The organism is Candidatus Chlorohelix allophototropha, assembly GCF_030389965.1.
Classification (GTDB): domain Bacteria; phylum Chloroflexota; class Chloroflexia; order Chloroheliales; family Chloroheliaceae; genus Chlorohelix; species Chlorohelix allophototropha.
In genome coordinates this window covers 1,063,808-1,077,670 of record NZ_CP128399.1, presented here as the reverse complement: position 1 = coordinate 1,077,670, position 13,863 = coordinate 1,063,808, and the positions used below count along the sequence as shown (strand labels likewise).

Annotated in this window: 11 protein-coding genes; 3 read left to right on the top strand and 8 right to left on the bottom strand. The window is 45.5% G+C overall.

All coding sequences use genetic code 11. From position 1 onward, the window contains the following. Position 1 precedes the first annotated feature (1 nt). Complete coding sequence (locus OZ401_RS04530) at positions 2-1,420, top strand: hypothetical protein (protein WP_341469519.1); 1,419 nt, start codon at positions 2-4, stop codon at positions 1,418-1,420. Here OZ401_RS04530 and OZ401_RS04525 read toward each other — a convergent pair. The 4 genes from OZ401_RS04525 to OZ401_RS04510 all read right to left on the bottom strand — a co-directional run bounded on the left by OZ401_RS04525 (position 1,406) and on the right by OZ401_RS04510 (position 4,615). After that, positions 1,406-1,657, bottom strand: coding sequence for a hypothetical protein (locus OZ401_RS04525; RefSeq protein ID WP_341469518.1), 252 nt, complete (start codon positions 1,655-1,657; stop codon positions 1,406-1,408). The two genes, OZ401_RS04530 and OZ401_RS04525, sit on opposite strands and share 15 nt — an antisense overlap. A 1-nt stretch (position 1,658) precedes the next feature. Then, positions 1,659-2,369, bottom strand: coding sequence for a phosphate signaling complex protein PhoU (gene phoU, locus OZ401_RS04520; protein ID WP_341469517.1), 711 nt, complete (start codon positions 2,367-2,369; stop codon positions 1,659-1,661). Between the two features lie 120 nt (positions 2,370-2,489). Beyond that, complete coding sequence (locus tag OZ401_RS04515; protein ID WP_341469516.1) at positions 2,490-3,806, bottom strand: sensor histidine kinase; 1,317 nt, start codon at positions 3,804-3,806, stop codon at positions 2,490-2,492. Continuing rightward, the gene (locus tag OZ401_RS04510; RefSeq protein WP_425607609.1) at positions 3,806-4,615 is read right to left on the bottom strand and encodes a response regulator transcription factor; all 810 of its coding nucleotides are present in this window, start codon (positions 4,613-4,615) and stop codon (positions 3,806-3,808) included. The genes OZ401_RS04515 and OZ401_RS04510 overlap by 1 nt, the downstream gene beginning before the upstream one ends. A 251-nt stretch (positions 4,616-4,866) precedes the next feature. On the opposite strand from OZ401_RS04510, the gene OZ401_RS04505 reads away from it, so the two are divergent. Then, positions 4,867-5,886, top strand: a complete 1,020-nt coding sequence (locus tag OZ401_RS04505) for a Gfo/Idh/MocA family protein (protein ID WP_341469514.1) — start codon at positions 4,867-4,869, stop codon at positions 5,884-5,886. Positions 5,887-6,000: 114 nt separating this feature from the next. Next, positions 6,001-8,295, top strand: coding sequence for a xanthine dehydrogenase family protein molybdopterin-binding subunit (locus tag OZ401_RS04500; protein ID WP_341469513.1), 2,295 nt, complete (start codon positions 6,001-6,003; stop codon positions 8,293-8,295). A 73-nt stretch (positions 8,296-8,368) separates the two neighbouring features. On the opposite strand, the gene OZ401_RS04495 is transcribed toward OZ401_RS04500, so the two are convergent. The 4 genes from OZ401_RS04495 to cobT form a co-directional block, all read right to left on the bottom strand. Continuing rightward, positions 8,369-9,100 carry an ABC transporter ATP-binding protein gene (locus OZ401_RS04495; protein WP_341469512.1) on the bottom strand — a complete coding sequence of 244 codons (732 nt, stop codon included), beginning with the start codon at positions 9,098-9,100 and terminating at the stop codon, positions 8,369-8,371. Between the two features lie 46 nt (positions 9,101-9,146). Then, a complete protein-coding gene (locus tag OZ401_RS04490) occupies positions 9,147-11,771 on the bottom strand; it encodes an ABC transporter permease (RefSeq protein ID WP_341469511.1) in 2,625 nt (874 codons plus the stop codon). Between the two features lie 335 nt (positions 11,772-12,106). Next, positions 12,107-12,721, bottom strand: coding sequence for a biotin transporter BioY (locus OZ401_RS04485; protein ID WP_341469510.1), 615 nt, complete (start codon positions 12,719-12,721; stop codon positions 12,107-12,109). A gap of 24 nt (positions 12,722-12,745) precedes the next feature. Continuing rightward, complete coding sequence (gene cobT / locus OZ401_RS04480) at positions 12,746-13,837, bottom strand: nicotinate-nucleotide--dimethylbenzimidazole phosphoribosyltransferase (RefSeq protein WP_341469509.1); 1,092 nt, start codon at positions 13,835-13,837, stop codon at positions 12,746-12,748. Positions 13,838-13,863 lie beyond the last annotated feature (26 nt).

Sequence of the window (13,863 nt, the reverse complement as noted above, 5' to 3'; positions counted from 1 at the left end):
AATGTCGGCTGATTTTTTCACCCAAGTAGCCCTCCTTAGTTTATTCACAGTAGCAAGCTATACTATTGGGCGAATATGCTTTCGTCTATTACAGGTTGAACTACCCAACTTTGCAAAAGCAGGCGCGGCTTTGCTCACCGGGTTTGCCTTGCTGGTATTACAGTTGGGACTTTACTCGTTGGTTGGACTTAAATTTAACGGCTTTTGGCTTTATACGCCCTGGGTGTTGGCTGGATTAGTGTTGTTATGGAATTCCAGAAAAGCCGCTTTACCAAGGATTACCATCGAACCTTTAAAGTGGCTGCACTATTGGCTTGATCTTTCCTTGCTGGACAAGTTGATTTCTATAATTTTAGTAGGGACATTAGGTGCGTTACTGGTACTTCAATTATCTCTACCCCTCTATGCGTGGGATGTAACCGCCATCTGGTTTCAGAAAGCAAAACATTTCTACTTCTTCGGTGGTATTGATTATAGTCTGGTTTTTGATTATTCCCACAAAGATTATCCGGTTGCATACCCGCTAATTGTAGATGCTTTCTACCTTATAGGGATAGGTTTTAATGACCAACTTGCTCTTGGAATTAATTATTTATTCTTGCTTGCTGCTTGCGGTCTTTTTTACGGCTTTTTCAGGAACAAATTGCCAATCTGGGCAGCCTTAGCCTTACCGCTGACAATGTTGTTGATGCCTCCGGTATATACCATGAACTTTGACCGCTATTACGTAGCCTATGCTGATTTTCCGCTGGGTGTAGTGGTACTCTTTTATGCGGTAGCGTTTACAAGTTGGGTTGAATCAGAGCAAGCTTCACATTTAGCCCTAACTTTGATTGCATTAGCGCTCGCTGGTTCTATGAAAAATGAAGGTATTACCTTCACACTGTTAGGACTACTTTCGATAGGCATAGTATTACTGATTCGGTACAGGCAAATATTATCCTTGCTGAAATCGGTTCGTATTATGATAGTGGCAAGTATATTGCTATTTTCAATATTAGGCTGGAACTTTTACACTAAGCTAAATAAATTTGAAACAGATATCTCGATCGGTTTCAACCCAGATAGGTTTTTTGAGCAATTGCCAGAACGTTACGACACAATTGTAAAAATGATTGGGAGTGAGCTTGCCTCGGATGTGAGATATGTGGGATTAGGAGTAATGCTACTGCTCGGTTTTGCATCGTTATTTGCAACACGAAATCGGCTATCATTAGCTCTGGTATTGCTTTGGCTGGTACTATGGGGACAGGCAGCGATTTATATTGCTATTTACGTGATTACGCCACTTGATATACGTTATCATATAAGCTCTACACTAACCCGTCTGTTAACCCATCTTATTCCCCTAGCGATTTTTACATTTGGGCTTGGTTTGGCAAATTTGAACCAATCAAATAGACGATTAATGAACCAATAACACAGCCAATACTAAGCTGACGATTGCTAGAAAGAAACAGAGGTAGGCAATAAAGCGGGCAGAGCGAACGCGCTTAACTTGTTTTCCGTGTATGCTGTGAGCCGTGATTCCTGCTTCAAGCCTTTCGCGAACCCCTTGCGCCTCTAGCCCTGCCACCCTTTGCAACCACCATGCTCTGCGACAAAAGGCATATGTTCCAATCTCACTGGCACGAATATAAGACTTGCGCTCTGCCATTTTAGTTTTCTAACTCAAGTAACGCGCTGGCAAGTATCGGCAGTTCTTCATGAGCGTGAACTTCCTCTTCGAATAATTTGCCGGTTGCCGTAAAAATAACCCGTTCGCAAATGTTCACGGTGCGATCCGCGATACGTTCAAGGTTGTGGGCTGCCCATATCAAATAGGTGACATTACTACCTTTGGAGGAGTCCGCATTGATTGTAGCTATCAACTCGCGAAAAACTTCGTCAAAAAGAGCATCTACCTCATCATCACGGTTAGGCAATTGCGCTGCGGTTTTATAGTCTTCCTGCACGTAGCAATCTAATGCGGTATGCAACATTTGACCGCATTTTTCAGCCATTGTGCCGATAGTAACCATGACTTTAGTAAAATCATTGGTATTCATTAACTGGCTAATGCGTGCAATTCCTTTAGCATGATCTCCCATCCGCTCCAATTCTACGGCAATAAAGAGCGCGGCAGCGATAATGCGCAGGTCATGGGCTACCGGTTGCTGACTGGCGATCAAACCTAGCGCATCTTCCTCTACTTTATAGCGCAACATATTGAGCGCTACATCATTTTTGATTACTTGTGCCGCTAGGTTAACATCATCGTATTTTAAGGCGGTAATCGCTTGGTGTAACGCTTTCTCAACCATACTACCCAATTCAAGAATTTGGTCTTGTAATTGCCGTAGGTTGCGTTGAAAGGTTTCTCTGGCCATTATCCTCGTCTCCTTACTGAAGGCATATAAAATGTAATAGCTTAGTGTAGTAGATATAAAAGTAGAAATCAAGAGTTGGTTTTAAGAAGCTGTTAAAATTATATTATAGCGATGTTAAAATTAACTGTGGTTATAAATGGGTATAGTGAAGAAGAAAGTAGAGCCGCTTCCAAATTTGCTTTCCGCCCAGATGTCGCCGCCATGTGCCTGAACTATATGTTTGGAAATTGCCAGCCCTAAACCCGTTCCCGCTTCATTTCCCGTTCGCGCTTTATCCACTTTATAGAAACGCTCAAATACCCTAGTTAGATCATCAGGTGGGATGCCGACCCCGGTATCGCTAACACTGGCAACCAATTTATTCTCGTTGAATCTATCAATATTTAGGGTTATTTCCCCACTCACCGGGGTGAACTTTATGGCATTGTGCGTCAGGTTAATTATAACTTGGGTGAGACGTTCCGGGTCTGCTAGCGCCAGTGGGAAGGCATCCTCATAAGGAGGCGAGAGATTGACTAATTTCAGCCCACGTCGTACTGCCTGTTGTTGCATTCTCTCAACTGTGATTTCTGCCAACGCCCTTAAATCAACCGCTCTTAGATTTAATTTGATTTGACCTGACTCTATTCGACTCAGTTCTAGCAATTCCCTCACCAGTTGGGTTAAGCCATCCACCTCGTTTTCAATCCGGCGCAGAAAATCGTGAGCCGCATCGGGGTCATCTACAATTATCGAATCCAGAGTTTCAACCATGAGCTTAACCGAGGCAAGTGGAGTACGTAATTCATGCGAGATATTCGCCACGAAATCCCGTCGGACACGCTCAAGCCGTGCCAGTTCGCTGAGGTCTTGCAACACCACCAGACCGGAACTGATTTTTTCTCCTACTAATTCCTCATCAATACGTGCGGTTTTAACCTGAAGCTGTGGGCGGCGTGGGCCTACCTCCAGCACCTGAATTCGTTCCTTACCATCTTCAAGGGTGTTCTTTAGCAAGGCGTTTAATTCGTGGTCACGTGCTACCTGCATAAAAGAACGACCTTCTACCTTCATGCTATTTGAGATCGCCAACAAGCGCCGTGCCGCCTCATTGATTAGTGTAACCTGCCCATCCGCATCCGTGCTTATAATACCGTCGCTCATATTTTCCAGAAGCGCCGATATGGTGTTACGCTCATTGCTGATATGTAAAATAACCGCGCGTACTTCCCCCGATACATGTTTTAACGCTTCCAGAATCTCAGCAAGTTCCGAATCGCGTTCGATTTCAGTAGTTTCAATTCCGTATTCGAGTTGGTCTATTGAAAGTCGCCCTAATAGCGCGGAAATATGCTTGAGCTTGCGGCGTGCTTTACCTCGAAAATACAGAGCGGAAGCCAGAATCCCCAGTCCACCCGCGCCTATCATTAGGATAATATTTACAATTAACGAATCCACTAGCTAGACTTAGCCCCTGCGTTTTCACCAAAACTATTATTAGTTTCGGGATCAAATTTATATCCCACCCCGAAAACGGTATGGATATAACGAGGTTTTGATGGGTCAATCTCAATTTTTTCTCGAATCCAACGGATATGCACATCCACGGTGCGTGTACCGCCGGAATAATCATAATTCCAGACTCGCTCTAACAAAGTTTCGCGAGTTAAAACCTGCCCTCGGTGACGTGCCAGAAACTCCAGCAAATCAAATTCTTTGGGTTTCAAGGTTATCAACTTTTCGCCCATGAACATTGTATGTTGCTTGGTGTTAATTTGGAGTTCGCCTATGATAAGTACCTCCTGTGGAGCGGAGTCGACTGGTTGAACTGGATTGTTAGGAGAAGGGGGCGGAGTTAAGGCTTCACGTTCGGCGGTACGTTGTGTGGCGATACTTTCGAGCATCTCCATGCGTCGTAACATCGCTCTGACACGCGCAACAAGCTCACGCAAGTTAAAGGGCTTGGTCATATAATCGTCCGCCCCCAATTCCAGCCCTAAAATTTTGTCTAATTCCTCTTCTTTGGCGGTTAGCATCAGGATAGGAACTGCTGAAGTTTGTCGAATATTCCGACATACATCCAAACCATTCATGCCCGGTAGCATAAGGTCAAGAATAATCAGGTCGGGATTTTCGTGGCGTGCAATTTCTAGCGCTTGCCTTCCATCTCCACTCAAAGTTACTTCATAACCTTCTCTCAAAAGGTTGTATTTCAAGGTTTCCGCAATATTTTGCTCGTCATCGACTATAAGTATTTTTGTCATAATGTAGAACTGCTCGGCATCTCAACTAACAATGCCTTTTTGAAGAACTTGCAGTTCTTGTAACTCCTCTCAATACATTTGCGATACTCGCGGAATTTAATTACCCTCCTCTCAAACACCACACAATTATATTCTATTTTAGAAATCTTGTATTTGATTGTAGCCAATTACCAAAAGGTAAAATTGACCTACCCTAACTGCTAAAGTGGTACAATAATGGAACGTATTAACCTTTCACCACGGGAGGAAAAACAATGAATATTGGTAAACCACACGGTTGGGGCTTTATTGGCGCGAGCGATATTGCCCGCAACGCTATGATTCCGGCTATTCGGGCACAACCCCACAATTTTGTAAAAGCTGTTATGAGTAGCAATCTAGAGCGCGCAAAACAATACGCTTCGGAAACAGATATTCCAGTTGCTTACGACTCGGTGGCGGCGCTTCTCGCTGACCCCGATATAGATATTGTTTATATCAGTACTACTAACGAATTGCATCACTCCCAAACTCTTGCTGCCGCCAAAGCCGGTAAGCATGTTTTATGCGAAAAACCTCTTACCATGTCAATTGAAGCTGCTACCGAAATGGTAAAGGCTTGTCGGGATGCGGGAGTCGTAATGGGCACTAACCATCATTTGCGCAACGCGGGGGCACATCGCACTATGCGTCGAATGATAGCAGAAGGCAAAATCGGGCAACCGCTAGCAGCACGAGTTTTTCATGCGGTCTATCTTCCACCACGTTTGCAGGGTTGGCGCTTACATAAGCCTGAAGCGGGGGGAGGCGTAATTCTGGATATTACCGTGCATGACACCGACACATTGCGTTTCGTTTTAAATGACGATGTAGAATCTGTAACCGCTTTTTCTTCACAACAGGGTCTGGCGAGCGGTGCAGTTGAAGATACGGTGATGGGTGTTATGCGTTTCCGTAGCGGGCTACTGGCTCAATTCCACGATGCTTTTACCATTAAACATGCCGGAACGGGCTTTCAGGTTCATGGCACGGAGGCTTCATTATTTGCAGCAGGCGTAATGAAACCCAACCCACCGGGAAAAGTCTTTTTGCAGCACGAAGATAAAATGGAAGAAGTTGATACCGGTGAACATGAAGATGTTTATGTTGTAGGTGTGCGAAACTTTGTGCAAGCAGTAGAAGGGCATGGCAGCCCCTCTGCTACGGGTGAGGATGGTTTACATTCGCTGGCGGTGGCGTTAGCTGCCAGAGAATCGGCTCGAATGGGTGCTAGTGTCAGAGTGCGCTACCAATAGATCTTAGCTTCTGGATTGGTATGCTTTGTTGTAAGCAAGCAATAATGAAATTTGCTAACATAGTGCCAAGAATATTTTCTGGATTCTGCATTTTTACTTTCCGGGAGAGAAGAAATGACAATTAACTCGATGATCGGCGCGAGAGTCAAGCGCAAAGAAGATTTGCGTCTGATTACCGGACGTGCTACTTACGTTGACGATGTCAAACTAGCTAATATGCTGTATGCCAGCTTTGTCAGAAGTCCTTACGCACATGGGCGCGTAACGGGCTTGGATTTTCTCAATCAGTTTCCCGATTGCCAGATTTTCCGTTGGGACGACTTTAAAGATACTATCAAGTTCAACCCGGTGTATCGCCGCTTACCCAATCGCCCTTATCTTTCGGATGGCGTGGTGCGTATGGCTGGCGAAATGGTGGCGTTGGTAGTGGCTCCTACTGCTGCTGCGGCAGAAGATCAGGCTAATGACATACTGGTGGATTTGGAACAACTGCCTGTAATAGTGAATCCAGAAGAAGCCTTGAAAACCGATGCGCCTCTTGTATATAGCACCTTGCAATCTAATTTGGCTAAAGTATCCGAGAAGGGCGATCGCGCGGCGATTGCTGCCATTATCGACGCTTGCCCGATAATAGTCGAAGAGCGGATTTATAACCAACGCTTAGCTGCCATTTCGCTTGAAACCAGAGGAATAGTAGCAGATTACAACCGCGGTAACGGGCAACTTACCGTCTGGCTTTCCAATCAAGCCCCCCACCTCTCTCGCAGTGTATTCGCCGCTGCTTTGAATCTGCCTGAACATCGAGTGCGAGTAATTGCACCGGAAGTCGGCGGTGGGTTTGGCGCTAAAATTACAGTGTATCCTGAAGAAATAATCGTGGCGGCAGCGGCTGTGAAACTGGGGCGCTCTATTAAATGGGTAGAAAATCGCACCGAAAACCTGATAGCTACCTATCATGGGCGCAACCAGATTGACTATGTGCGTATCGGCGCAACTGAAGAAGGCATCATAAAAGGGCTGGAATTGCGCTTGGTGGCGGATATCGGCGCATATGCAAACGACGAGTCTTTGCTGATACCATCCTTAACCGCACTTATGGCATCGGGTTGTTATGCCATCAAAAATATTTATACCCGTATCGAATATGTTTATACCAATACTACTCCTATGACTGCCTATCGTGGCGCAGGAAGACCGGAAGCCAGTTATTTGGTTGAGCGGATGATGGATGCGCTGGCAGCCCGGTTGCAACTTGACCCACCCGAAGTGAGGCGGCGCAATTTCATCAAGCCAAACCAATTCCCTTATAAATCCCCTACTAGCGCAACATACGATAGTGGCGATTATCTAAATACAATGGAGGTTGCCCTTCAGTCGTTCGGCTACGAGGAAATGCGGAGTATGCAGGCGCAGCGACGGGCTGAAGCAGGCGGCAAACTACCTCATAAACTTATGGGTATCGGAATGGGTAGCTATGTGGAACGCGGCTCAATGGGCTTTGAAAACTCGGTTATTCGCGTTCATCCTGATGGCAGCGTGATGGTGTTTACCGGTACATCCCCACACGGGCAGGGCGGTGAAACCACGATGGCGCAGATAGTAGCCGATACACTAGGGATCAGCATGGAGCGGATTGAGGTTTCACATGGTGATACCAAAGAAACCCCCTACGGGCAGGGTACTTATGGTAGCCGCAGTGTCGCGGTAGGCGGTTCTGCCGTAAGACTGGCATCTCTATCGGTGCGCGATAAGATGGTCAAATTGGCAGCGCACATGCTGGAAGCTTCCGAAAATGATATTGAGGTATTAGAGGGTTCATTCAGCGTAAAAGGTGTACCCGGCAGTTCCCGTACTTTTGTAGAAATAGCCCGTACTGCTTACCAACCTGATCGCCTTCCTGCCGATATGGAGATGGGGTTGGAGTCAAGCCGTTATTTCAATGCGCCCGATCTGACTTTTCCTTTTGGCACACACATTTGCGCGTTAGAGATCAATACCGAAACAGGCGAAGTCGAATTTATTAAATATGTTTCGGTTGATGATTGCGGTAATGTCATCAACCCCATGATCGTAGACGGGCAGATTCATGGTGGCTTGGCGCAAGGCATTTCACAGGCGCTTTACGAAGAAGTGGTATATGATGAGGATGGACAGCTTTTGAGCGGTAGCCTCATGGATTATACTTTCCCCACCGCTACCGAGTTACCTCCCTACACACTGAACCGCACCTTTACCCCAAGCCCGCTTAATCCGTTGGGTTCAAAGGGTATTGGCGAATCTGGCGCAACTGGGTCGCCTCCGGCAGTCGTAAATGCAGTGTTGGACGCACTTCGCCCCTATGGTGTCACAAATCTGGATATGCCACTTCGCCATGAAAAGCTGTGGAAGATAATATCTGAGCTTAGTTAACCATCTGTAACTCTCTGTGGCAAAAATAAAACAAGGGGCTTATGCCCCTTGCCTGAATAAAACCACTAGAAGCCTAATTTATTAGCATCCCGTCTTTCATATGTACCTGACGGTCGCACCTTGCTGCAATATATTGGTCGTGTGTAACAATACATACGGTTAAACCGAGTCGAGCGCGTAAATCGCTTAACAAATCAAGAATTTCGTGACCGCGTTGACTGTCCAAGTTCCCGGTTGGTTCATCGCCCAACAACAATGCCGGTTGATTAGCCAATGCTCTGGCAATAGCAACACGCTGTTGTTCACCGCCGGATAATTGGGTGGGCTTATTATTCAGGCGATTGCTTAACCCCACCAAACCTAACAACTCACGGGCGCGTTCTTCCGGCTTAAATTGAGCCTTCTTATCAAATTGAACCGGAAGCATAACATTTTCCAACGCGGTTAATGTCGGTACAAGGTTGAAGAACTGGAAAACGAAACCTATGGTACGGTTTCGCACTCTAGCCAGTTGTTTTTCTTTGAGCTTGCTGATATTCTGTCCCGCAATAAAAACCTCGCCGGATGTTGGCACATCTAACCCGCCTATAATACCAAGCATAGTGGTTTTACCAGAACCGCTCGCGCCGACGATTGCCACCATTTCGCCCTGCTTTACCTGAAAGTTTGCTTCATGCAGAATGGTAAGATTCTGGTCGCGGCTCATGCGCACTGTTTTAGTAATGTTGCGGCAATCTACGATGGTGGCACCTAAACCATTAACCGGCATTTGCGCCACCTGCTTGTTTAACTCTAAATTACTCATGGTGTTAAAGATTACTCCCTTCTATCCTCTTATAGCTGAATATCAATTATTCGTAGCGCAACACTACCATTGGTTTTTCCTGCGCAGCACCCCAGGCTGATGCAATTGTTGCCGCCAGCGCCAATCCTACTGCCAATACCAACATACCAAGTATAATTAACGGTGAGATTGATAACACGCCTGGGTCGTCCTTGGTGCCGAGTTGGGCAACTCCGATTGCGCCTGCCATAATAGCTAATCCTAAGCCAAATAGACCACCCAAAAAGCCAACAATTGCCGTTTCCCAGTTAATAATAGACAACACCCGTACACTGTCGGCTCCAATGCTTTTCATTACGCCCATCTCGGTGCGCCGCTCTAACACTGCCAGCGCCACGTTGTTCGCAATTAAAATTGCTCCCGCAATCAAGCTTAAAAATGCCAATAGCACTGGGAAAGCCGTAATATTATCAATGATGCTGTTAATAATATTGCTGATAAACGACAAATCACTTGCACTGACCCCTGGGAAAGTGCTTTGTACATATTTAAGGGCTTCATCCACTCGACCATTTTCGATAGTTAGATTGAAATCGGTAGCGTGGTTAGGCATAGTTTGAATTCGGTTTAGGGTCGTTGCAATCGGGAAAATGACAATGAAACTTTTGTTGACGAAAATGCCCGTAATGGTCAGCGTATACTGCTTACCATTGACATCTTGATAAACCATTTGATCCCCAACTTTAAGTTTGTAGCTATCACTTACACTTTCGCTGATAATCATCTGGTCATCATTTTGATAAGCTTGCCCGCCACTTTTGACTGTGCCAAGCGAGAGTAAGTCAGTTTGCGGCAAACCGGCTAGGTTGGCTAATTCAAAACTGCCAAAGCTCCCATTATTGTTGTTGTTACCGCTGGCTTGGTCACGCTTGATTTTTTCGGCGATTAGCTGGTCGGTAGTAAGCCCACCCGCACTGACTAATTGCAAAACAGCCCTTTCGTCTAGCAGGTATTTTTGTAGCCCCGGTACTTTTTTATTGTCCAAAGCCTGTTTAATAGCATTAGATTGCGCATCATCCGTGCTAGATATTTGGGCATTGTAGCCAAAACTTTTTGCTAGAGAAACTTGAATTGTTTCTTTGAGGCTGCTTGCCAAGATAAACACCAGTGCCATTGCAAAGATACCCACCAGCATTACCAACATGGTCGTAGCGCTCTTGGCACGTCCCCGACTCAGGTTACGGCGAGCCATCTTGTAATTCAAGCCAAGTGGTAACGGGATTTTGCCCACTATCCACAAGATGCCGCTAAATATCAGCACTAGAATAGTGCAACTTACCAGTGTAGCGAAGGCAATAATCAAGCCAAGAATTAGTTGCCCATCGAGAATGACTCCTGCCAACAAGCCCATTACAAGGGTCATCACTCCGATAATGAACAAGGTTGCCCAAATCGAAATACGCGGCAGTGCGTTGGTTTTTTGGCGCAATACCTGTGCCGGAGGAATTTTACTGGCGGAGTAAGCCGGTAGCAAACCAAAAACCACTGCCGTAACAATCCCGACTATTAGACCAAGTATTACAGGCTGCAAGTAGAATTGGTAGGATAGCTCGCTGTTAATAAAGTTTGCCGCTACTTTATTAATCACTGTGGTCAGTAATTCACCAAGAATAACGCCTACCACACTCCCAATAAATCCTAAAATAGCCGACTCGATCATGAATACTTGAACAGTCTGCCCAACTTCCATTCCTAATGCTTTGAGAGTGGCGATTTCGGTGCTACGTCGCCCTACGACTACTAGCATGGTGTTTACTACCCCTACGCTCCCAATTAGCAAGGAAAGTAGCCCAACGTAACTCAACAAATCGCTGATACCTTTACTGGCTTGTTTGAGTTGGTCGTTACGTTCGGTGCTGGTTTGAGCGTTGAAACTAGGAGATAATGCGTTAATTGTATCTCTGGCTTTGACATCGACATTTTTAACATTAGAAGTTTTGATGAAGACGCTTTGTGCCAGCAAGGTTTCAGGATTAAACAGACCTTTAGCCGTATCCATTGTTATATAACCGTAGCCAGTAAAACCAGCTTGCCCGGTGTCTGTGGCAGGAGTAAGGCTTTTAGTGGTTAGAATTCCCACGACGGTCAAAGTTTGGATCTTGTTATCATTGGAAAGGGCTTTAATAGTGTCACCGACTTTGGCACCGATGCTATTATCCATTTTTTCGTTGACCACTATTTGATTAGGTTCGGTTAAAACATCTTTGAGATGTTTACCTTTTGGGCTTTGCAGTTCTACGATACCGTAGAAAGGATATTTAGCCGGGTCAACCACGAAGGATGGGTAATTGCTGCCAAATTCATTGCTTTTGTTACCATCGGCTTTGTAGACGGTGATACCTGTGCTATTAACCGATGTTGTGTAATCTTCAATAATGGTTGGTTTCAGAGCATCAATTTTTGCTAGGTTCTGACTACTGAAAGAACCCTCTCGGCTAATGACCAATACATCAGCTTGAGAATTAGCTCTAGCATCTCCGGCTACGGCATCTTGGATGGAATAGCCGGTGGATTGCAACGCAACGATTGAACCTACACCCACTGCTATACACAAGATTGCAAAAAAAGTTCTCTGCCCGCCGCGCCAAATTGAACGCCAGGCATACTTGAAATAAAGGATAAGTGTTTGCATTAATAACCTTTCCTAATTCCGAATCCCACGATAGGACAATTAATTCTCCGGCTGAAGCATTTCATCATTGTACTATAGAAAAAAGTTATAGTTACCACAATGTACTTTATAGTACCAAACGCCCCGGCTAAAAAATATGAGTCGAAAGACCAATTTCATGTTCATTTAATGCCCATTGTTATGTGTGACAAAATAATCCCCCTTATTGTTTCAGCTATCCTCAAATTTATTAAATGAATTTTAGTTGACATAATAATAAATCGCTTGCTTTTAAAATAAAAAAGAGCAAGCAACAGTTAAATTGCTTGCTCTCAAAAGCTCTTGTGGATATAAAGTTAGCGTTTTTTTACAAGGAACCAAGCTGAGGGTAATATCACTGCTGCCAGTATCATTTTTATAGTATCAGCCAGTAAAAACGGTAAAATCGCACGGGTAAAGGCAAGTTCAACCCCAAAGGTTAGGGAATACCAAAATCCACCCATCACCAGAATTATCAGGTTGCCTATCAGCATTGCCAGAAAAGAGGTGGCAAAGCGTTTATCCCAGCCTTTTTCAGCCAGCAAGCCTACTACAAATGCGGAAACTGCGAAGCCGAAAAGGTAACCTGCTGTAACACCGCTAAAGGCAGAAAATCCGGAATTACCACCGGCAAAAAATGGCAGACCCAACGCGCCTTCCGCCAGATATAATCCAACTGCGGCAAGCCCACGTTTGCTTCCTAATATTGCCGCTGCCAGCACTACGATCATGTTTGAAGCCACAAACGGCACTTCGCTGATAGGTGGTATAAAGAAACGCACCTGTGCTGCTAAGGCTATTAACAGGCTGAAGCCTACGATCAGGCTCACTTCTCTGACCCATACGAGCCGTCCTGAAGTCGGTATTAAATCTGAGAATGTTGTTGGGCGAGTTACAAGTAACCCATTCCCTTTGCTGTTAGGAACTTGCATTTTGTGGTTTCCTTCACTTAGTTGTTATTGAGTGATTTCTAACTTACTTTCAGACTCTGAAACGCCTGCTTCATCGAAGGTAGCCATTTCAGCCAGTGTCCTTGTGGCAGCCTCAATCACGCTCATGGCAATTGCTGCCCCAGTACCTTCACCCAACCGTAGGTTAAGATTTAACAAGGGGCTTAACTCCATATGTTCCAGCATTGCCCGGTGTCCAATTTCAACCGAGTTATGAGCAGAGATTAAATAGTCACACACTGGTGGATACCATTCGGTAGCAATCAAAGCGGCAGCGGTACTAATAAAACCATCCACAACAATTGGTATATGTGCTGCTGCTGCCCCAAAAATCAACCCGGTCAACCCGGCGATTTCAAACCCTCCCACTTTGGCTAAAACATCTAGCGGGTCGGATTTATCTGGTTGATTGATTTCAATAGAACGTTCGATAACACTTATTTTACGCGATAAACCGGAATCATCCAAACCGGTACCGCGTCCTGTAACCATACTTACGGGGAGTCCGGTAAAAGTGGCTACAATGGCGCTACTGGGAGTGGTATTACCGATGCCCATATCGCCAGTTCCGACCACATCCATCCCCTTCTCAGCTTCTTGACGGGCTATTTCAATTCCAGTCAGTACTGCCTTTAGGGCTTCGAGCTTAGTCATAGCCGGACCAATCATCATATTACGAGTGCCATATCCGATTTTGCGGTTTAATAGGCCGGAATGCTCCGGTAAATCGCTGGCTACTCCCAAATCTGCTACTACTACTCTTGCCCCAACCTGACGCGCCAGTACATTGATTGCTGCGCCGCCCTGAAGGAAATTAAACACCATTTGAGGGGTGACTTCAGAAGGATACGCGCTTACGCCTTCACTCACCACACCATGGTCGCCTGCCATTAATACTATGCACTTCCTATCAACTCTAGGGCGAGGGTTTCCGGTGATGCCGGCGAGTTTCACAGTAATTTCTTCGAGTCTCCCAAGGCTACCCGCTGGTTTAGTGAGGCGATCCTGTCTGGAGCGTACCACCGCCATTGCCTCTTTATTCATAGGCCTAATAGCGGCTAAAGTTGCTTCAATTTCTCGTTTCAAGCTCTCTTCCATTGTTCAAATTCCTCTCATTTCAGTTT

What these genes read in the sequence shown, in the direction of transcription:
- OZ401_RS04530 (WP_341469519.1), top strand. Translation starts at nt 2, where the DNA reads ATGTCGGCTGATTTTTTCACCCAAGTAGCCCTCCTTAGTTTATTCACA.
- OZ401_RS04525 (WP_341469518.1), bottom strand. Translation starts at nt 1,657, where the DNA reads ATGGCAGAGCGCAAGTCTTATATTCGTGCCAGTGAGATTGGAACATAT.
- phoU (WP_341469517.1), bottom strand. Translation starts at nt 2,369, where the DNA reads ATGGCCAGAGAAACCTTTCAACGCAACCTACGGCAATTACAAGACCAA.
- OZ401_RS04505 (WP_341469514.1), top strand. Translation starts at nt 4,867, where the DNA reads ATGAATATTGGTAAACCACACGGTTGGGGCTTTATTGGCGCGAGCGAT.
- OZ401_RS04500 (WP_341469513.1), top strand. Translation starts at nt 6,001, where the DNA reads ATGACAATTAACTCGATGATCGGCGCGAGAGTCAAGCGCAAAGAAGAT.
- OZ401_RS04495 (WP_341469512.1), bottom strand. Translation starts at nt 9,100, where the DNA reads ATGAGTAATTTAGAGTTAAACAAGCAGGTGGCGCAAATGCCGGTTAAT.
- OZ401_RS04490 (WP_341469511.1), bottom strand. Translation starts at nt 11,771, where the DNA reads ATGCAAACACTTATCCTTTATTTCAAGTATGCCTGGCGTTCAATTTGG.
- OZ401_RS04485 (WP_341469510.1), bottom strand. Translation starts at nt 12,721, where the DNA reads ATGCAAGTTCCTAACAGCAAAGGGAATGGGTTACTTGTAACTCGCCCA.
- cobT (WP_341469509.1), bottom strand. Translation starts at nt 13,837, where the DNA reads ATGGAAGAGAGCTTGAAACGAGAAATTGAAGCAACTTTAGCCGCTATT.